The following is a 19,480-nucleotide window of genomic DNA, read 5'->3' as shown; positions in this document are numbered from 1 at the left end:
TCTCCTTATAAAAGAAGTTTCTTATTTAGTCCCTCATATCAATGATAGTATACGTGATATAGGGCTATAGAAACCGAAGTACTCGGTTTCACTTTTACTATTGTATCAGCGCCTTTATGTAATTGACAAGGATTAAGTGATAGCTTATTGATATAACGGGAATTTATAAGACTTTCCAATTTGTATTTTTGTAGCAGATGTACTTTTGTTTAATTGTTTAAAGTCGTCAATGACTTTTTCTATGGAAGGAATTTTTTTCTTGTTAATTTGTTCTGTAATAGAAAGAACTGTCTCACCAGTTTTTACTTCAATTGTTTTATAAGATACATCCGTTTCTTTTTCTGTTTTGTTCGCTTTATTTTGTTGACTGTCTGTGTTTTCTTTTTTAATTGTTTGAGCAGCAGTTGTTTTTTTATATGAACTTAACATCGGTAAAGTACCGATTTTTATATCGTAATAAAATATATAACCGAGAACAAGCACGAATAGGAATATACCTAATCTCTTCATATTCTTCACTCCTTTGCTAGGAATATATGCTTGTCCAAAAAAAAAATGCCTATTTAGGCATTTTTTATTTTTCTTTCGGTTTGGGTACCTCTTTAATCGTTAAGTATAGAACGATTAAAACAACAGCGATATAAATGAACGTTGCTCCAGGTACGACGATTTTGAATAAATCCATAATCATGAAGAAAATGGTTGGGATCGTGTAGCTGTATGCAGTTAGTGTCCAAACTTGTTTATAGGATAGTTTACGTTGACCGCTCATAGCAGAACCGATGAACGCAAGTAAAGTCACGCCTACAAAAGTTATGAATAATTGGAATAGGTACACTAAGAATCCAATAACAAATAATAAAATTGGATAAATATTATCGAATAAAGAAATAAATTCTTGTAGATCTTTTTTCTCAAGAGATGCACCTAACAAATCGTTATAAGAATACGTTTGTGTTTGACCATTTCCCATAGAGACTACTTTATCTTTTAAAACAAATAAACCTGTTTTATTTTGATATTTTTCTAGGTCTGTTGAATTTGGATCAAATACGAAAAGTGTATTTCCTTCTTCTTTTTCAATAGGTTGATCAATATCGGCTTTTAGTTCGCCATTTTCGATTTTAAAATCAGGTAAATCTTTATCGATGACTTGATTTACCATGCCAACACCATCCTGGATAAAACTACCGTACAAAAAAGTTCTTGGAATAGTAGTAATTAAGCAAAGTAGCATAATATACAAAATGGTTTTACCGATTTTTTGAAAACGGAATAGCGCCATATCTTTAGGCGAGTATATGCTTTTTACGAATTGGGTAAATATGGACATAGATTCACTTCCTTTATGTATGTATAAAATCATTGTAACGTAGGAATCTAGAGAATCTCAAGATATATTATATTTACATATAGTGGAGATAACTAAATTTCTTTTATTAACTTTCTTCTTTTAAATAAGAAAAATACAATTGACACTTTTCTTTTCTATATGGTAAATTTATCTTACATTTCTTAAAGAGCATATCCGATAGGAATTCCTCTATTTGATATGTTGTTACATACATAATTGTGGACCCTTAGCTCAGCTGGTTAGAGCAGACGGCTCATAACCGTCCGGTCGTAGGTTCGAGTCCTACAGGGTCCATATCCATTTCGCATGTTTATTATGTTAGCAGGAAGCTTCCTTGTAGAAGGAAGCTTTTTTTACGGAATATATGAGCATTTTAATTGAAAAGAAGTGGGAATTTTGCTACTTTAATGATAGCAAGACAATGTGATTTATTTGTTTGCACCCTATGGCAATTAGGGTAGAATGAAGTTGTATGTCACTTAAGTGGCAATACATAAACTGGGAGGAATATAACAATGGCAAAACACGAATTACCAAATTTACCTTATGCGTATGATGCTTTAGAGCCTCACTTTGACAAAGAAACAATGAACATCCATCATACAAAACATCACAACACGTACATTACAAACTTAAACGCTGCTTTAGAAGGTCATGCAGAATTAGCTGACAAAAGCGTAGAAGAATTAGTTGCAAACTTAAACGAAGTACCAGAAGCAATCCGTACAGCAGTACGTAACAATGGTGGCGGACATGCTAACCATACATTCTTCTGGACAATCCTATCTCCAAACGGCGGAGGACAACCTGTAGGTGAACTTGCAACTGCAATTGAAGCAAAATTCGGTAGCTTCGATGCATTCAAAGAAGAATTCGCAAAAGCTGGCGCAACTCGCTTCGGTTCTGGTTGGGCTTGGTTAGTAGTAAACAATGGTGAGTTAGAAGTAACAAGCACTCCAAACCAAGATTCTCCTTTAACTGAAGGTAAAACTCCAGTTATCGGTTTAGATGTTTGGGAGCATGCTTACTACTTAAACTACCAAAACCGTCGTCCAGACTACATCGGCGCATTCTGGAACGTTGTAGATTGGAACGCTGCTGAAAAACGTTACCAAGAAGCAAAATAATCGTAATAAATATAGAAAAAGCTAGGGGAGAGCTCCTAGCTTTTTTCTATGCTTTCCTTTTACATAATTGGGCTTGTCTTTGGAAGACTAGAACATGAAGTAAAGGAGAGTTGTGTATGAAATGGAAACATATAATTGGTGACGTTGAAGTGAATCGGGATTTAGTGTTATTGCTCCTTATAGGAGGTTTATACACGCTCGCAATTTCTTTATCGAATACGTTTGTAAATATTTATTTATGGAAACAAACACAAAATTATGTGAATCTTGGCTTGTATAATTTAGCCAGCGTGGTATTACAGCCTCTCACATTTCTTGTAGGGGGAAAATTAGCGAAACGTATCGATCGCTCGATTTTATTACGAATAGGAGTAGGGACGCTCGCAATTTTTTTTATTGTTGTCTTAGTAGCAGGGAAAAGTGCTTCTCAGTATATTTTATTAATGGGGGCTCTTTTAGGAGTAGGATACGGTTTTTACTGGTTGGCTTTTAACTTATTGACATTTGAAATTACAGAACCAGAAACAAGAGATTTCTTTAATGGGTTTCTTGGACTTCTTACATCCTTCTCTGGAATGATTGGACCAATAGCAGCAGGATACACAATTTCACGTATGGAGAAATGGAGTGGCTATACTGTTATATTCTTTCTTTCATTAGTTCTATTTGCAATTGCTGTCGTCTTAAGCTTCTTTTTATCTAAAAGAGAATGTGAAGGGCGTTATGAAATCGTGCAAGTATTGAAAGAACGACGGATTGATAAAAATTGGGGAAAGATTACACGAGCTCATTTTTTCCAAGGATTGAGAGAAGGAACGTTTATTTTTGTCATTTCAGTATATGTTTATTTAGCAACTAATAGTGAGTTTGCATTAGGGAAATACAGTTTAGTGAACTCTGCTGTATCCTTTGTATGTTACTACTTAGTTGCTCGTATGTTAAAGAAGGAGTGGCGAAAAAAAGCAATTTTACTTGGAGGCATTATTTTATATGCTGTCGTCTTTTTAGTTATTTTCAATGTTACATACACGAAATTACTTATTTATGCGGCATGTATTGCAATTGCATATCCTATATTACTTGTTCCGTACGGATCAATGACATATGACGTAATTGGTAGAGCGAAAAATGCGAGAGAATGGCGTGTGGAATATGTCGTTGTTCGGGAGTTGTGGTTAAACGCCGGAAGAATCTGTTCCATTTTAAGTTTTTTATGTGCTGTACTATTCTTTCCACCTGAAAAAAGTTTACCTTACTTATTATGTATTTTAGGTGCTGGACATTTTCTTATTTATTTTGCAGTTAAAAATGTCAAATATGATGAGGGAAATGCGAGTAAAGCAAGTGTTGTAACGCAAGGGAACGCGCAAAATCAAACTGAACCAGAAGGTTAACTTCTCGTTTGTTTTATGCTAGAATAGAAAAAGATGTAAGACAGCAGTGAGGACACCTGTATGAAGGTGTCCCTTTCACATTACATAGCTGTTGGTAGAGGGGGTTTGTATGAGCAAGAAGCAGAAGCAAAATAAGAAAAAGACCCACGTTCCTTTTCGGTTAAACGTGCTGTTTTTCTGCGTGTTTTTAATGTTCTCCGCGGTTATTGTAAGGCTCGGATATGTACAAATTGTTCGCGGTGAAGAATATAAGAATGAAGTGGAGAAGAAAGAAAACTCAACGATAAGTAATCCTGTACCGCGTGGGAAAATATTTGACCGTTATGGGCGACCTGTAGTAGATAATGCAGCCGTTCGTACTATTACATTTACAAAAATGAAAGGATCAACTGCAGAAGATCGCTTAGAAACAGCGAAAAAGCTAGCAGATTTGATTGAAGTACCGACAGATAAATTAACAGATCGCGATAAAAAAGATTATTGGCTTGCTATGCATAAAGAGGAAGCTAAAGAAAAAATTACGAATAAAGATCGTCAAGAGTTTAAAGATAAAAAAATTGATGATAAAGAATTAGACGAGCGTCAGCGAAGTCGTGTAACAGAAGAAGAGATTAATCAATTATCCGCAAAAGATCTAGAAATACTAGCGATTAAAAGTAAGATGGACGGCGGATATGCAATGACACCTCAAGTTATTAAAAAGGATGCTACAGAAAAGGAATATTCGATTATTAGTGAAAACCTAGCAGCATTACCAGGTGTAGATACGAATGTTGATTGGGAGCGAAAATATACGTACGATGATTTATTCCGAAGTGTACTAGGTGGGGTGTCGACATCTGATGAAGGCTTACCGAGAGAAAGACTAGATTACTATCTTGTTCGTGATTATAATCGAAATGACCGAGTAGGAAAAAGTTATCTTGAACAACAGTATGAAGATAGTCTGCACGGTACGAAAGCAGAAGTTAGAAATGTTACAGATAAAAACGGTAATATTTTAGAAACGATTAATGTATCAAAAGGACAAAGTGGTAATGATCTGAATTTAACAATTGATATGGAATTACAAAAGCGTGTGGAAGATATTCTTGCGAAGAATTTAATGAGATTTAAAGGAAGCGAACCTCTTTTAGATCGCGCATTCGTTGTAATGATGAACCCAAAAAATGGTGAAGTTTTATCTATGGCGGGGAAACAATTAGTTAACGAAGATGGTCAAACGAAAGTAAATGACTTTGCATTAGGTACCATGACAAGTTCTTATCCGATGGGATCAACTGTAAAAGGTGCAACAGTACTTACTGGATATCAAACTGGTGCGATTCAACCAGGATCGGTGCAATTGGATGAACCAATTAAATTAAAAGGTACACCTACGAAGTCGTCTTGGAAAACGATGGGATACATTAATGACCTTACAGCTTTAAAAATGTCTTCTAACGTTTATATGTTTAAAACAGCGATGAATATCGCCGGTGTTAAATATGTGAGAGGTGGTACGTTAGATATACCTCAAAAAGCATTTGATACGATGCGTTATTATTTTGGACAGTTTGGACTTGGTGTAAAAACAGGAATTGATTTACCGAATGAATCTGCTGGTCAGATGGGTAGAAGTAGTCAACCAGGTTTCTTACTAGATTTATCAATTGGACAGTATGATACGTATACACCGCTTCAATTAGCGCAATATATTTCGACGATTGCCAATGGCGGATATCGCATGCAACCACAAGTTGTAAAAGAAATTCGTCAACCGGCAGTGAAACCAGATGAAGTTGGGAAAGTTGTTCAATCTATGGAACCGAAAGTATTAAATCGTATTGATATGCCGGAATCGCAAATTAAACATGTTCAAGAAGGATTTAGACAAGTGTATAATGATTCAGGTGGTACAGCTACAAAATACTTTACAGGTGCAAAATATAAAGCGGCAGGGAAGACGGGTACGGCGCAAACTGTGTATGGTGGAGATAAAGAGATTGGTAGAAATGCAAAAGGTGAACGTGTGGAAACATATAACTTAACATTAGTAGGTTATGCGCCACTTGAAGATCCAGAAGTAGCATTCTCTGTTGTCGTTCCATGGGTACATGATGATAAGACTGGTATTAATGGATATATTGGTCGTGAAATTATGGACGCTTACTTTGATTTGAAAAACAAGGAAGTAAATGGTGAAGCTCCAAAAGATGATAAAGACAATAAAAATAAAGAGCAAGATGATGAATAAAAAAGTTGTAAAAAAGCACACTATCTGAAAAGATAGTGTGCTTTTTTTTATGGTTTATGCATATCGTGTAATAAATGTGGACAAGTATACAACATTGAAAAAACGCGGCCGTATAAATGATACTTGTATATGATGGGATAGGGGATAACTGTTTTATAGGGAAATCATCAGAGGAAATGAATAGCTACTACTGAATTAAAATTGTACCGTATGTTGATTTTTGTGGAACTTTACAAAACTTTTACAAACAATTAAAACCGAATTAATAGTTTAGCAGTATTCTTATATCTGTAATCCTGTTATTTCCGGTTACTTCTAGGAGGAAGAACACGTGAAATGGATGCGTACACCGATTAAAGTTTTCGTATTATCAATATGGTTCCTCTGTTTTGAAATGTCTACTGCATTTGCTTTAAATGATACGGGAGAAGTGAGAGTTGATGGATCCTCAACGGTTTTTCCTATTATAGAAGCAGTAGCGGAGGAATATACAAAGGTGCATCCAGACGTGAAAATTTCCATCAGTATTTCTGGAACTGGGGGAGGATTTAATCGTTTCAGTAAAGGAGAAGTAGATATAAATAATGCTTCGAGAGTAATGAAACAAGTCGAGAAAAATGAAATGAAGAAAAACTCTATTCAGTTCACACCTTTTGAGGTTGCTAACGACGGTCTTACGATTGTTGTGAATCGCCATAATACATGGGTAGACGATATGTCAGTAGACGAGTTACGACTACTTTGGAGTGAAGATGGAAGAGAGAAGCGATGGTCACAAATTCATTCAACATGGCCACGTGAACAAGTGAAGTTTTATGCACCAGGCGTAGACTCTGGTACGTATGATTATTTTCAAAATGTCATCTTACAAAATCATCGCATTGTAAAAAAAGTCTCTTTGTCTGAAGATGATCAAGTTATTATGCAAGGGGTAATGAATGATAAACATGCCATTGCTTTTGTAGGATATGCTTATTATATGGCTAATCGAGATAAGGTGAAAGCAATAAAAGTAAATGGTGTATTTCCGACGAAAGAGACCATTCAATCAGGTAAGTATAAGCCGTTATCTAGGCCGCTACTTACTTATGTGAATAATGCATCTATCCGAAATAAAATGAATGTAGCAAACTATGTTGAGTTTATGATTCAGCATGTCGGTAACCTCGCTGAAGAGGTCGGATATGTAAAATTAAGAAAAGAAAAATACAATGAACAGCTGCGTATGTTAACAGAAATAAAAAGGTAATGTCAGGGTGGAAAGGGGTTTTCATCTTTGGCTCATAATGACAAAAGTCAAATTACATTTTCTGTACAACATTTGATTGAAAGAAATACAAAACAAAGAAAAAAAACGCAGCGAATCAATCGAATAGTGCCTTTATTACTAAAAATAATTGCTAGTGTTTCTATTGTGACGACACTTGGAATTGTTTTTACGCTCTCTAATGAAACAATCATGTTTTTTCAAAAAATATCATTATATTCCTTTTTAACGGAGAAAGAATGGTTACCATTTTTTGAAGATCCTAAATTCGGTATATTACCACTTATATGTGGAACGTTCCTTGTAACAGCAATTGCTATGTTTGTAGCAATTCCTATCGGTTTAGCGTGTGCCGTATTTTTAAGCGAATATGCTTCAAATAGTGCACGGAAAATATTAAAGCCGATGTTAGAGCTATTAGCAGGTATCCCGACAATTGTATATGGTTTTTTTGCATTAACAGTTGTTACACCGCTTTTACAAAGGATTATACCAGATTTACAGTTTTTTAATGCGATTAGTCCAGGAATCGTTATCGGATTTATGATGATGCCTACAATTGCATCTCTATCTGAAGACGCGATGAGAGCTGTGGCGAAAGGGACGAAAGAAGCTTCATTAGCACTCGGAGCGACGCGGTTTGAAATGGTAAAACAAGTGGTGTTTCCGTCCGCTTTTACAGGGATTATGGCAGCAATTATATTAGCAGCTTCTCGTGCAATTGGTGAAACGATGATCGTTGTAATTGCAGCAGGATCCACACCAAATGTATCGCTTGATCCGACACATTCTATTCAAACGTTAACAGCCTATATTGTGCAAGTAAGTTTAGGTGATGCTCCGCATGGAACGATTACGTATTACAGCATGTATGCTGTAGGCGCAACGTTATTTTTGTTTACCTTTATTATGAACATCATTTCGCAGTCAATTATGCGTCGTTTTAGGAGGATGACATAATATGCGAATGTTGAATCATAAAAAAATACAAAAAAATATGGCATCACGCTTTTTAAAAGATCGAATTTACAAATTGTTATTTTATATAGCAATTTTATTTTCAATCGTAATTTTGTTTTTGTTACTGTTTCAAATTGTTGAAAAAGGTATAAGTTATCTTTCAATAGATTTCTTTACAAATTTCGCTTCACGTAATCCGAAAGAAGCTGGTATTGCTGCAGCTTTGTCAGGGACAATATTATTTATGAGTATTGTTATACCTGTTTCTTTTATATTTGGAGTTGGAACAGCACTTTATTTAGAGCAATATGCGAAGGAATCTATATTAAAAAAAATAATAGAGATTAATAATCAAACGTTAGCAGGAGTACCATCCGTTGTATTTGGATTGCTTGGTTTAACTATTTTTGTATATGCTCTTCATTTAGGAGAGAGTATAGTTGCAGCAGCATTGACGATGAGTCTACTCGTTTTACCAACAGTTGTTGTGGCGAGTCAAGAAGCAATTCGATCAGTACCAAGTGTTTTATTAGAGGGTTCTTACGGATTAGGTGCTACGAAGTGGCAAACGATGTATCAAATTGTATTGCCATATGCTTTCCCAGGGATTATAACGGGCTGTACGTTAGCGATATCAAGAGCAATTGGAGAGGCTGCACCACTATTAGTTATTGGGGCACTTGCGTTTGCAAATTATGTTCCATTTAGTATGTTTGATAGATTTACAGTTCTACCAATTCAAATTTTTAATTGGATGAGTAGGCCACAAGAAGAATTTCAGTATGTAGCAGCAGCTGGGATGATTGTTTTGTTAGGTTTGTTGCTATTTATCAATATATTTGTTTTATGGTTACGAAATCGAAAATAAGTTGGAAGTGGATGAAAGGGGAATTCAAATGGTAGCAACAGTAGTAAATGTACAGGTGAAAAACGAAGAGGAAATCGAGACTGCGCCAAAGAAGGTAGTATTTGATACGAAAAACTTAAATTTATGGTACGGGGAAGACCATGCTTTAAAAGATATTAATTTAAGTATTCATGAGAATGAAGTTACAGCCATTATCGGTCCAAGTGGCTGTGGTAAATCAACGTACTTAAAAACATTAAATCGCATGGTAGAGTTAGTACCGATCGTTCGAACTACAGGTGTAATTGAGTATAGAGAACGCAATATATTTGATAAATCATATCCAGTTGAAGAATTAAGAACGCATGTAGGAATGGTGTTCCAAAAGCCAAATCCATTTCCAAAATCTATTTATGAGAATGTAACATACGGTCCAAAAATCCATGGTATTCGTGACAAAAAGACATTAGATGAAATTGTTGAAAAAAGTTTACGTGGAGCAGCGATTTGGGATGAGTTAAAAGATCGTTTGCACGATAATGCATACGGTTTATCTGGTGGACAGCAACAGCGTCTATGCATCGCACGCTGCTTAGCTATTGAGCCAGACGTTATTTTAATGGATGAGCCAACATCGGCATTAGACCCAATTTCAACATTAAAAGTAGAAGAATTAATTCAAGAGCTAAAGAAAGATTTTAGTATTGTTATCGTAACGCATAATATGCAACAAGCAGCGCGTATTTCAGACAAAACAGCTTTCTTCTTAAGCGGGGAAGTTGTGGAGTATACAGATACAAACAAATTATTTACGACTCCTTCAGATAAGCGTACAGAAGATTATATTACAGGTCGCTTTGGTTGATATCGTTTCAAAGCTAAGAGCAAATGCCCTCTTAACAGAGGGCATTTCTTATTTTATCTTACTGTTAATAAAGAAGTAATACTTCTCCTTATCTTAAGTTTTATTACAAGCGTAAGAGGCTATGTAGGAGATTTACCCCGCTATTTGCGGGCAGTAAGCCCCCCACCTTAAAATTTAGCGAAAGCAAAGAAGTTAGGGAGGGGATCTTGCTGCCTATCAAATCCCGATTGATGAGGGTTGATTAAAGTTTCACTTTTATATAATGGCACATAATATTGAGGGGGAAGAAAAATGGTAAGAGAACAGTTTCAAGGTGATTTAAAAGCGTTACAGCAAAAGGTGATTGAGCTTGGAGAATTAGCAAATGCGGCTTTATTGATTGCTATGGAAGGTCTGCATACAAGAGATGTAGAGAAAGCGTTAGAGGTCATTGATGGTGATTACCGCATGGATAATTTAGAAGAGGAAATAAACGATCTTGCGCTTATGCTCATTACGAAGCAGCAACCTGTAGCAAGTGACTTAAGAAGGATTTTTATTTCAATTAAAACAGCGACAGATTTAGAGCGCATTGCAGATCATGCTGTTAATATTGCAAAGGCTACAATTCGTCTTGGGGAAAAAGAAGTGGCTGTTAGTTTGCACAACCTAGATGAAATGTTTGCGGTTGCAAATGAGATGTTGCATTTAGCGTTAGAAGCATATGAACAAGAAAATTTAACTTTTGCGAAACAAATTGCTGAAATGGATGATTCAGTTGATGAAATATATGGAAAAGCAATTCGTGAGTTTATATCTTCAGTTCCGGAACAACCAGAAGCAATTACGCAAATTACACAATTATCATTTGTCGCGAGATATATTGAGCGTGTAGCAGATCATATTACAAATATTGCTGAAAATGTCTTTTATTTAGTAAAAGGAAAGCATTATTTATTGAATGAGTAGGAATGAAAGTAGGTGATGAGAAATCACCTGCTTTTTTTAGTCAAAACATGACAAAAAAAGCTCGTTGTTTCCTTTAGTTTATGATGATAAGATGTATCATAATGTAATGGAAAAATTAGTATATATGTTTGTCGTTAATAAGTATTATTTACCAATTTATAGTAAGCGCTTTCTTGTTGTTTGAAATGTACGTTTTTATAGGTTAGAAATTTAATTATATAGTCTTCTAAATGAGGATGTGTTTAACTAATCAAGTTTATGCTGCTAGTTCATGTGGGATAGGGAATATACATATGGTATATGGAGTTACTGAACATTATATAAGTGGAGGCTGAAGTATATGAAGGGGGTTATTTTAGCTGGAGGAAAAGGAAGGCGCCTTAGACCATTAACATGTAATACTCCAAAGCCGATGTTACCATTATTAGAAAAACCAGTTTTAGAATATAATATTGAGTTATTACGCCAGCATGGTATTCGTGAAATTGCAATTACTGTTCAATATATGAGTACGACCATTAAGCAATATTTTGGTGACGGTAGTAAATGGGGAGTTAACTTGTATTATTTTGAAGACTCTCCTCCGCTTGGCACAGCAGGGAGTATTAAACAAGCAGAACAATTTTTAGATGAAACATTTGTTGTGATAAGCGGGGATGCATTAACTGACTTTCAATTATCAGAAGGAATTAGGTTTCATGAACAAAAGAAAAGAATGGTAACAATGTTTGTGAAAGAAGTAGAAAATCCACTCTCATTTGGATTGGTTGTAATGAATAAAGACCAGGAGGTTACACGATATATAGAAAAGCCGGGCTGGAATGAGGTAGTATCTAATGTTGTGAATACAGGCATATATATTATGGAGCCAGAAGTCTTTTCTTACATACCGCCTAGGCAATTTTTTGATTTCAGTCATGATGTGTTTCCGTTATTGGCAAACAAAAATGTGTTATTCGCATATTTGTCAGAAGGTTATTGGTTAGATATCGGCACATTTAATCAATATCGACAAGCACAATTTGATTTGTTAACGAAAAAGTTACAAGTACCTATTCCTTATACAGAAGTATTACCGATGGTATGGATGGGAGAAGGGGTGACGATTGGTAAAGGGACGAAAATTCATGGCCCCTCTTTTATTGGAGAAGGAGCAAAGATTGGTACAGGAGCTGTAATTGAGCCATATTCTATTATTGGGAAAAATAGTATCGTTTCAAATTATTCTCATCTTCAAAAAAGTATTGTTTTTGCAAATGCCCACATTGGGAAGTATTGTGAACTATTAGAAACGACAATAGGAGAGCGTACAATAGTTGAAGATGATGTTACACTGTTTCAAAAAAGTGTTGTAGCGGATCACTGTCACATCGGAAGAAGTACGGTAATTAAGCAAAAAGGAAAACTATGGCCTTATAAGGCGATTGATAGTCATTCGATAGTAGGAGCGGCTGGTATTCAAGAGAGTGAAATGAGTGCAGGGTGGTTACAAAAAAGCCGCATTGTAGGAAGAGGGAATGTTGAAATTACTCCCCAGTTTATCGTGAAGATTGCGATGGCGTATGGTTCTCTTTTTAAAAAAGGAGAAAGTATATTAATTGGAAGTCAAGAAAATATAGAAACAACCTCTTATAAAAATTTATTTTTACATGCTATTCATGGTATAGGGATTCATACGATGGAATGTAAAGAAATGAACGAGTCACTTTTTCAATATAGTGTTCATCATTTGCAATGTGCAGGTGGGGTTTTCATTCAAGTGGAGAATGAGAATGAGATTGTTATAAAGTTGTATGGTCAAGCTGGCATGCCGTTAACGTATAAGCAGCAAAAAGAGATAGAACAAGTATATATGTCCGAATTGTTTTATTACGTGCATGAGAAAGAGATGGGGCGAAATAAGCTGGTTCATGTTTCTATGAATGAGTATATAGAAGTTATATTGGGGCATATTGATATCGAGAAAATACAGATGCAGAAGTTTCATCTTCTTATTAATAAGAGAAATGATACGTTGCAACATTTACTTATGCTCTTTCTACAAAGACTTGGTTGTACAGTTACATGGATTTATGCAAGCGAACAAAAAGATCATGTGAAAGCTTTGATGAAATCAAGTAAAGCGAATATGGCTCTTATGTTTTCTGAGCAAGGAAATCATTTCGAGTTATACGATAAACATAGTAATATTTACCAAGGTACAGATTTGGAAGAGGTCGATATTCCAGATTTCTTACTCGAATCGACAGGAAATATTTACCCAATGTCTTTGAAGTTAGGAGAATGTTATCTTCTATTTTATACGCAGGATGAAAGAAAGTCGTTTCAAGTAAGGTGGAAGCGAGATATTTTATATCGGATTGGAAAATTATTCGAGCTAATAGCATTGCAAGGAAAAACGTTTCTCAGCATAGTAGAGCAATCACCTCCGCTCTATTTACTTTATGATGAAGTGGTATGTTCATGGAATGAAAAAGGGGAAATTATGAGGAAATTATTGGATGATATAGAAAGAAAGGGAGAAGGTATATTTGAAGGAGTACAGTTCAAATATACTGAAAAAGAGTGGTCTTATATCGTTTCTGACACAAAACAACCAAAATTTTTGGTGTATTCACATGCTAGAAACCCAGTAATAGCAAGGGAAAATATGAAAAATCTTATAGAAAAAATTAGACAATATCAAAAGGTGTAGAATTTTTATTTTAAAAGTGGTATTATAGTATAGTCTGATTTAAGTTATTAGTACTGGAGGGAAATAAGAATGCGTGTGAATATTACTCTAGCATGTACAGAATGCGGAGATCGTAACTATATCTCAAAGAAAAATAAACGTAACAACGCTGAGCGTATCGAGCTTAAAAAGTATTGCAAGCGTGACAAGAAGTCTACGTTACACCGTGAAACAAAGTAAGCAGTAGGAATATTTTCCTACTGTTTCTTTTTTTATTCGATTCCTATGTTAAAAGTGATACACTATCAGCATAGAGTAAAGTGTCACTGTAAGGGGGGAGAATGTGTGAAAGCAGAGAAAGTACGTTTACGTAAACAAATAATAGAACACATGAATTCTTTATCAGAAGAACAGTATACAACTTTATCAGAACAGATTGCATTTTCGTTGTATGCGCAAAAAGAGTGGGTTGAAGCTAAAACAATTGGAATTACTCTTTCAATGGAAAATGAAGTGAATACATATCCTATTATCGAAAAAGCTTGGGAAGAAGGAAAGAAAGTTGTAGTTCCTAAGTGTAATAAAGGAACTAGAACGATGTCCTTCCGGCAAATTAATGATTTTGATCAATTAGAAACGGTGTATATGAATTTACGTGAACCGATTCCCGGGCTTACGGAAGAAGTGAATATGGATGAAATTGATCTTCAAATTGTCCCAGGCGTAGCTTATACAGAACGAGGAGAGCGAATTGGGTACGGCGGTGGCTATTATGATCGTTATCTCGTGCATTATAAAGGGAAAACGCTGTCATTAGCGTATGATTTTCAAATGGTAAAACACATTCCAGTAGAGCCATTTGATAAAAACATAGAAAAAATTATTACAGAAAAAGGAACACTGCTTATAAATAAGCTTGTATAGACAAATAAAAATTGACGAGACTTTTTCTTCTTGATTATAATAAAATATGTGAACGTTTTCTTATTATAATTTTTTATAGTAAGTGAGCATAGAGGGTGATGAAATGGTATCTATTTATGATATTCAGCAATTGCTAAAGAAATTTGGTACGATTATTTATACGGGAGATCGAATTGCAGATTTACAATTAATGCAAGATGAATTGCGTGAATTAAATCAATCACAGCTAATCGATCCACAAGACTATCAAACAGCTTTATTTTTATTGAAGCAAGAAATTCAAAAAGAGCTAAATAAGAATTAGATAAAGGTAGGTAAGCAACATGGAAGAGAAATGGTTAGTTGGTGTTGACCTTGGTGGTACAACGATTAAATTAGCATTTATTAATGTATACGGTGAAATTTTACATAAGTGGGAAATCCCTACGAATACAGGTGAGCAAGGAAAACATATTACACTTGATGTTGCGAAAGCAATTGATAAAAAGCTAGAAGAATTAGGCGAATTGAAGAGCAAATTAATTGGTATTGGTATGGGAGCTCCTGGTCCTGTACATGTGGCGTCTGGAATGATTTATGAAGCGGTTAATTTAGGATGGAAAAACTATCCGCTAAAAGATTTATTAGAAGTAGAAACAGGATTACCTGTTGTTATTGATAATGATGCGAACTTAGCAGCGCTTGGTGAAATGTGGAAAGGTGCTGGTGAAGGTGCAAAAGATTTAATCTGTATGACACTTGGTACGGGCGTTGGTGGTGGTGTAATCGCCAATGGTGAGATTGTACACGGCGTGAGTGGTGCTGCTGGTGAGATTGGACATATTACAGTCGTTACAGAAAATGCTTTCCCATGTAATTGCGGGAAGTCTGGTTGCTTAGAAACAGTAGCATCTGCGACAGGTATTGTACGTGTTGCTATGCAAAAAATACAAGAGACTAATAAAGAGAGCGTGTTGCGTTCTATGTTAGCTGAAGAAGGACGTATTACATCAAAAGATGTCTTTGAAGCACTTGGACAAGGTGATGAATTAGCAGGTGAAGTAGTAGAAAAAGTAGCGTCTTATTTAGGATTAGCTGTAGCGAACCTTTCTAGTACATTGAACCCAGAGAAAATTGTTATTGGTGGAGGCGTGTCTAAAGCTGGAGATGCGCTATTAGAACCAATTCAACGCTATTTCGAGCAATACGCTTTCTCACGTGCTGTAAAGAGCACGAAGTTAGCTATTGCAACACTTGGTAATGATGCAGGTGTTATCGGAGGAGCTTGGCTTGTAAAAAAGCACAAATACGAAGCGAAGATGATATAAGTTGTGAAATATGAAAAGAGGAAGGGGGAACCCTTCCTCTTTTTGTGTAAAATCTCGATGAAGAATAAAGTGTAAACGAATTAAGCTGCTGGTGGATACCCGTTATATAGAACAGTCATGATCGTAAACCATCCGAAAACGAGTACAGTTGCAATTGCAAAGCCGCTCGCGAAAAAGTTTTTTTCACGAAGTGTTCTAAGCGTAGCAAATACAGCTAACAGAGTGACAAGTGTAAAAATAATAACAAGGCCCATACAATATCCTCCTCTGTCTACCCATTTCTTATTATGAGTTTTTGGAATATTTACTCTTTTATATTGTACATGTTTTAAAAATGATTGTCGAGATAGCATCCTTTCTTTTCCTCAGAGAAAGAAATGTTGTATCATTAAAAGTAAGTTTTTAATAACTGGAGGAGATTTTTATATGAAATGGATACAAATGCCGTTAGGCCCATTACAAACAAATGCTTATATTTTAATGAACGATCAAAAAGAGTGCATTATCTTTGACCCTGGTCATGAAGGTGAAAAGCTCGTTACATATTTACAAGAAGAACAATTAAAACCATTGGCTGTTTTATTAACACATGCTCACTTTGATCATATCGGTGCTGTTGATGCCGTAAGAGACGCTTTTTATATTCCTGTGTACGTACATAAAGAAGAAGCAGATTGGTTAGGAGATGCAACTGTAAACGGCTCTCAAATTTTTATGATGAACCGCAGTATTACAGCAAAACCAGCGGATCATATTATTGATGCAGAAGGTACATTAACAATTGGATCATTTAATTTTGAAGTTTTTGAGACACCAGGACATTCTCCAGGAAGTATTTCTTATTATAGTAAAGAAGCGAATGCTGTATTCTCAGGAGATGTATTGTTCCAAATGAGCATTGGAAGAACAGATTTGCCTGGTGGAAGTTTTGCTGAATTAATTGGAAGTATTGAAGAGAAATTATTTGTATTACCAGATGAAACAGCGGTGTTATGTGGACATGGTCCAGAAACAAGCATTGGCTTTGAAAAAGAAAATAATCCGTTTTTACAATAAGGAGTTATTATGGGAATGGAGCTCATTTTAAGAGAATGGATGGGGAAAGAAAAGGATTATTCAATTTCATATAGTACGTATATGAACCTTGTATTGTATACGGAGGGTCATGGATATTATATGAAAGAACGTGAAAAGATTGGAAGACAAGGGGATTTTTTTACAAGTAGCAATGTATCCTCTGTTTTTGCAAAAACTTTTGCTAAACTTTTTATTCGTCTTGTTGAAAATGGTGAAGTTGCTTCGAATATTTGTGAGGTTGGTGGGGGAACAGGGAAGTTTGCCTATGATGTTTTACAAGAATGGAAGCAATTATCTCCAAACACCTTTATTAATTTAAACTATTCAATGATTGAAGTGAGCCCTTTTCATAGGAAATTACAGCAGGAGCAACTTGGCTCATTTTCTAATGTATCGTACTATACCTCCTATAGTGAAATGGGAGATTCTTTCGAGGGAATTCTTTTTTCGAATGAGTTGTTTGATGCATTTCCTGTTGAAGTAATTGAGAAAAGAAATGGTATATTGTATGAAGTACGTATTACATATACAGAGGAAGGAAACCTTTCAGAAGTATGTAGGCCGTTAAATAAAAGAATTGGTCGCTATTTATTGAAATATAATATTTATATTGCTGAAGGGCAACGTTTTGAAGTACCAATTGTTATGGAGGAGTATATAAAAGAAATTTCGAAATGGTTTCAAAAAGGTATATGTATTACAGTTGATTACGGATACACAAAAGAAGAATGGATGCATCCAGCACACCGCGAAGGAAGTTTGCGAGGATATTATCAGCATAAGCTAATGCGTAACCCACTAGCGCATCCAGGTGAAATGGATCTTACTACTCATGTTCATTGGGACGAGCTAAAGGAGATCTTTAGTATGCAAGGAATGAGTGCAGTATGGCATAAGAAACAATCTGAGTTCTTGTTAGCTGCAGGGATATTAGAACAGCTTACGAGCCATCAAGATACGAATCCTTTTTCTGAAACGCAAAAACAAAATCGAGCAGTTCGTTCTATGATTTTAAATGGAGGAGTAGGGAGTTCGTTTGATGTTGTTATACATACAAAAGATATGCAACATTTACATTTGGATCAGTATGTAACAATATAAAAAACAAGACACAGTATATACTGTGTCTTGTTTTTTAATACGACTTATGTAGTATTATATATTTCCTCTCATGATATATATTTATATTAAAGATATGAGATAAAAAATATAGAATACGTTCTTTTTCTGCGATTATTAGTCCCTAACCTAATAATACACGAACGAGTTGAATGATTGTTTCATTCTCTACTTTGTAATAAATTTCCAATCCTTTTCTTTCACTAGAAACGATTTTAGCGCTTTTTAATTTTGCTAAATGCTGTGAAATTGTAGATTGTGGCATGTTTAAGCCAGTATACATTGTAGAAACGTTGCTTGGACCGCGCTCGATTAATCCTTTTACGATACATAAACGAACAGGATGAGCTAGCACTTTTAATAATTCTGCATTACTTTCATATAGTTCTAATTCTTTTTGAAAGGTTTCTAACATGTTCTTTTCCACCTCCGTGTGAGCTATTATACCATACTATACATACCAAAAATTTAAAGAAAAGAAAATAGTTGTTGCAGAAAAAAAGTCCTAAAGTAAAGAAATTGTAAGAAAAGAGACCCGGATGTAAATAAAATAGGTAAATTAGCATGTTTTTGTAAAATGACATTTTTGGGTGAAAATTTCGATGCGTTTTAAAAATTGAAAGATATAGATATATTTGTAACACAATTTTATCATGATTTTCTTATTCTTTCAAATGAATATACGAAATTTTTAAAATAATATGACAAAGGAATTATAATGATATATATAGAATATAAAACAGGTTAAAAGAAAAGAAGCTGAATGTCATTCGCTTCTTTATGGTGATAATGAAATATTTGATTACGGCTGATAAATCTTAGGATGATCAAGTCATTAGTCATTTATTCTAAAATTCATCTTTTAGCAACGTTAAAAATCTGTGATTCCATATGTTCTCATAAAAATCAATTGTCTCTTTTGCGGACATAAAAGGATTATTCAACGTAGAGGTTGTTTTCTGTCCCATAAAGTTTTCGTATCCTAGTCCGTGGGCAAACTTAATCGTTGCATCCATACAGTACTCTGTTTGGGCGCCACAAAATTCAATGCGATTTACAGATAATTGATCTAAAATTTCTTTTAAGTTTGTTTTATAAAATGAATTTGCATGTGTTTTTCTTACAAAAAAATCTTGTTCTTGAACATCTAGATCGGTATGAATAGCCCAAAGTTCTTTCTCGGGTACTAAATCATCATCACAATGTTGAACAAAAAGGATTGGTTTATTTAATTTTCTATATGAATAAATTCTTTTATTTACTTTTTTTAGTAAGTTCTGTAAATCAAATAAATGCTCCTCGCTATAACATACGCCATTTTGTAAATCGATAACGATTAAAATATCTGCACAAGTATCCATTATTTTCACCCCTTTTTATT

20 protein-coding genes and 1 tRNA gene are annotated in these 19,480 nt (G+C 34.9%); 16 read left to right on the top strand and 5 right to left on the bottom strand.

Annotation, left to right across the window (positions count from 1 at the left end; translation table 11 throughout):
- Positions 1 to 144: 144 nt before the first annotated feature.
- The gene (gene yqfZ, locus ACTFR3_RS12460) at positions 145 to 510 is read right to left on the bottom strand and encodes a protein YqfZ (protein ID WP_000825414.1); all 366 of its coding nucleotides are present in this window, start codon (positions 508 to 510) and stop codon (positions 145 to 147) included.
- Positions 511 to 574: 64 nt separating this feature from the next.
- Positions 575 to 1,333 (bottom strand): protein YqgB, encoded by a 759-nt coding sequence (gene yqgB / locus ACTFR3_RS12455; RefSeq protein WP_000021898.1) that lies wholly within the window; start codon positions 1,331 to 1,333, stop codon positions 575 to 577.
- Between the two features lie 241 nt (positions 1,334 to 1,574).
- Here yqgB and ACTFR3_RS12450 point away from each other — a divergent pair.
- From ACTFR3_RS12450 to glcK, 14 genes are all read left to right on the top strand, one after another.
- Positions 1,575 to 1,648 (top strand) — tRNA-Ile (locus tag ACTFR3_RS12450).
- Between the two features lie 221 nt (positions 1,649 to 1,869).
- Complete coding sequence (gene sodA / locus ACTFR3_RS12445; protein WP_001052031.1) at positions 1,870 to 2,481, top strand: superoxide dismutase [Mn]; 612 nt, start codon at positions 1,870 to 1,872, stop codon at positions 2,479 to 2,481.
- Positions 2,482 to 2,597: 116 nt separating this feature from the next.
- Positions 2,598 to 3,875 (top strand): MFS transporter, encoded by a 1,278-nt coding sequence (locus ACTFR3_RS12440; protein WP_000871384.1) that lies wholly within the window; start codon positions 2,598 to 2,600, stop codon positions 3,873 to 3,875.
- 109 nt (positions 3,876 to 3,984) lie between these two features.
- Entirely contained in the window at positions 3,985 to 6,111 is a 2,127-nt protein-coding gene (locus tag ACTFR3_RS12435) for a peptidoglycan D,D-transpeptidase FtsI family protein (protein WP_000038992.1), read from the top strand.
- 331 nt (positions 6,112 to 6,442) lie between these two features.
- Positions 6,443 to 7,360, top strand: a complete 918-nt coding sequence (locus ACTFR3_RS12430) for a PstS family phosphate ABC transporter substrate-binding protein (protein ID WP_000871830.1) — start codon at positions 6,443 to 6,445, stop codon at positions 7,358 to 7,360.
- Between the two features lie 27 nt (positions 7,361 to 7,387).
- A complete protein-coding gene (pstC, locus tag ACTFR3_RS12425; RefSeq protein ID WP_000940918.1) occupies positions 7,388 to 8,338 on the top strand; it encodes a phosphate ABC transporter permease subunit PstC in 951 nt (316 codons plus the stop codon).
- A 1-nt stretch (position 8,339) separates the two neighbouring features.
- Complete coding sequence (pstA, locus tag ACTFR3_RS12420; RefSeq protein ID WP_048656858.1) at positions 8,340 to 9,206, top strand: phosphate ABC transporter permease PstA; 867 nt, start codon at positions 8,340 to 8,342, stop codon at positions 9,204 to 9,206.
- A 28-nt stretch (positions 9,207 to 9,234) separates the two neighbouring features.
- Positions 9,235 to 10,050 carry a phosphate ABC transporter ATP-binding protein gene (gene pstB / locus ACTFR3_RS12415; protein ID WP_440044452.1) on the top strand — a complete coding sequence of 272 codons (816 nt, stop codon included), beginning with the start codon at positions 9,235 to 9,237 and terminating at the stop codon, positions 10,048 to 10,050.
- 291 nt (positions 10,051 to 10,341) lie between these two features.
- Positions 10,342 to 10,998 carry a phosphate signaling complex protein PhoU gene (phoU, locus tag ACTFR3_RS12410; RefSeq protein WP_000251240.1) on the top strand — a complete coding sequence of 219 codons (657 nt, stop codon included), beginning with the start codon at positions 10,342 to 10,344 and terminating at the stop codon, positions 10,996 to 10,998.
- Between the two features lie 340 nt (positions 10,999 to 11,338).
- Positions 11,339 to 13,693: a sugar phosphate nucleotidyltransferase gene (locus ACTFR3_RS12405; RefSeq protein WP_000679342.1), complete on the top strand. Its 2,355-nt coding sequence runs from the start codon at positions 11,339 to 11,341 to the stop codon at positions 13,691 to 13,693.
- Positions 13,694 to 13,762: 69 nt separating this feature from the next.
- The gene (gene rpmG, locus ACTFR3_RS12400) at positions 13,763 to 13,912 is read left to right on the top strand and encodes a 50S ribosomal protein L33 (protein ID WP_001265616.1); all 150 of its coding nucleotides are present in this window, start codon (positions 13,763 to 13,765) and stop codon (positions 13,910 to 13,912) included.
- A 105-nt stretch (positions 13,913 to 14,017) separates the two neighbouring features.
- Complete coding sequence (locus ACTFR3_RS12395) at positions 14,018 to 14,596, top strand: 5-formyltetrahydrofolate cyclo-ligase (protein ID WP_000642749.1); 579 nt, start codon at positions 14,018 to 14,020, stop codon at positions 14,594 to 14,596.
- A gap of 103 nt (positions 14,597 to 14,699) precedes the next feature.
- On the top strand, positions 14,700 to 14,900 hold the full coding sequence (locus ACTFR3_RS12390) for a YqgQ family protein (protein WP_000253699.1): 201 nt from the start codon (positions 14,700 to 14,702) through the stop codon (positions 14,898 to 14,900).
- Positions 14,901 to 14,919: 19 nt separating this feature from the next.
- Positions 14,920 to 15,903 (top strand): glucokinase, encoded by a 984-nt coding sequence (gene glcK / locus ACTFR3_RS12385; protein WP_000391704.1) that lies wholly within the window; start codon positions 14,920 to 14,922, stop codon positions 15,901 to 15,903.
- Positions 15,904 to 15,983: 80 nt separating this feature from the next.
- Here the strand turns inward: glcK and ACTFR3_RS12380 are convergent, their stop codons facing one another.
- Entirely contained in the window at positions 15,984 to 16,157 is a 174-nt protein-coding gene (locus tag ACTFR3_RS12380) for a DUF2759 domain-containing protein (protein ID WP_000524852.1), read from the bottom strand.
- A gap of 172 nt (positions 16,158 to 16,329) precedes the next feature.
- On the opposite strand from ACTFR3_RS12380, the gene ACTFR3_RS12375 reads away from it, so the two are divergent.
- Positions 16,330 to 16,959, top strand: coding sequence for an MBL fold metallo-hydrolase (locus tag ACTFR3_RS12375; RefSeq protein WP_000871231.1), 630 nt, complete (start codon positions 16,330 to 16,332; stop codon positions 16,957 to 16,959).
- Between the two features lie 9 nt (positions 16,960 to 16,968).
- On the top strand, positions 16,969 to 18,081 hold the full coding sequence (locus ACTFR3_RS12370; protein ID WP_000525154.1) for a class I SAM-dependent methyltransferase: 1,113 nt from the start codon (positions 16,969 to 16,971) through the stop codon (positions 18,079 to 18,081).
- 142 nt (positions 18,082 to 18,223) lie between these two features.
- Here ACTFR3_RS12370 and ACTFR3_RS12365 read toward each other — a convergent pair whose 3' ends face one another.
- Together ACTFR3_RS12365 and ACTFR3_RS12360 are read right to left on the bottom strand one after the other, a co-directional pair.
- On the bottom strand, positions 18,224 to 18,514 hold the full coding sequence (locus tag ACTFR3_RS12365) for an ArsR/SmtB family transcription factor (RefSeq protein WP_000894377.1): 291 nt from the start codon (positions 18,512 to 18,514) through the stop codon (positions 18,224 to 18,226).
- Positions 18,515 to 18,947: 433 nt separating this feature from the next.
- On the bottom strand, positions 18,948 to 19,460 hold the full coding sequence (locus tag ACTFR3_RS12360; protein ID WP_000379156.1) for a cysteine hydrolase family protein: 513 nt from the start codon (positions 19,458 to 19,460) through the stop codon (positions 18,948 to 18,950).
- Positions 19,461 to 19,480 lie beyond the last annotated feature (20 nt).

Origin of the sequence: Bacillus cereus group sp. MYBK14-1 (assembly GCF_051916885.1) — a bacterium.
GTDB classification, from domain to species: Bacteria; Bacillota; Bacilli; order Bacillales; family Bacillaceae_G; genus Bacillus_A; species Bacillus_A cereus.
This window is presented reverse-complemented; position numbering and strand designations above follow the sequence as displayed.

Coding starts and splice junctions, on each gene's coding strand:
- yqfZ (WP_000825414.1), bottom strand. CDS start 510: ATGAAGAGATTAGGTATATTCCTATTCGTGCTTGTTCTCGGTTATATA.
- yqgB (WP_000021898.1), bottom strand. CDS start 1,333: ATGTCCATATTTACCCAATTCGTAAAAAGCATATACTCGCCTAAAGAT.
- sodA (WP_001052031.1), top strand. CDS start 1,870: ATGGCAAAACACGAATTACCAAATTTACCTTATGCGTATGATGCTTTA.
- ACTFR3_RS12440 (WP_000871384.1), top strand. CDS start 2,598: ATGAAATGGAAACATATAATTGGTGACGTTGAAGTGAATCGGGATTTA.
- ACTFR3_RS12435 (WP_000038992.1), top strand. CDS start 3,985: ATGAGCAAGAAGCAGAAGCAAAATAAGAAAAAGACCCACGTTCCTTTT.
- pstA (WP_048656858.1), top strand. CDS start 8,340: ATGCGAATGTTGAATCATAAAAAAATACAAAAAAATATGGCATCACGC.
- pstB (WP_440044452.1), top strand. CDS start 9,235: ATGGTAGCAACAGTAGTAAATGTACAGGTGAAAAACGAAGAGGAAATC.
- phoU (WP_000251240.1), top strand. CDS start 10,342: ATGGTAAGAGAACAGTTTCAAGGTGATTTAAAAGCGTTACAGCAAAAG.
- ACTFR3_RS12405 (WP_000679342.1), top strand. CDS start 11,339: ATGAAGGGGGTTATTTTAGCTGGAGGAAAAGGAAGGCGCCTTAGACCA.
- rpmG (WP_001265616.1), top strand. CDS start 13,763: ATGCGTGTGAATATTACTCTAGCATGTACAGAATGCGGAGATCGTAAC.
- ACTFR3_RS12390 (WP_000253699.1), top strand. CDS start 14,700: ATGGTATCTATTTATGATATTCAGCAATTGCTAAAGAAATTTGGTACG.
- glcK (WP_000391704.1), top strand. CDS start 14,920: ATGGAAGAGAAATGGTTAGTTGGTGTTGACCTTGGTGGTACAACGATT.
- ACTFR3_RS12380 (WP_000524852.1), bottom strand. CDS start 16,157: ATGGGCCTTGTTATTATTTTTACACTTGTCACTCTGTTAGCTGTATTT.
- ACTFR3_RS12375 (WP_000871231.1), top strand. CDS start 16,330: ATGAAATGGATACAAATGCCGTTAGGCCCATTACAAACAAATGCTTAT.
- ACTFR3_RS12370 (WP_000525154.1), top strand. CDS start 16,969: ATGGGAATGGAGCTCATTTTAAGAGAATGGATGGGGAAAGAAAAGGAT.
- ACTFR3_RS12365 (WP_000894377.1), bottom strand. CDS start 18,514: ATGTTAGAAACCTTTCAAAAAGAATTAGAACTATATGAAAGTAATGCA.
- ACTFR3_RS12360 (WP_000379156.1), bottom strand. CDS start 19,460: ATGGATACTTGTGCAGATATTTTAATCGTTATCGATTTACAAAATGGC.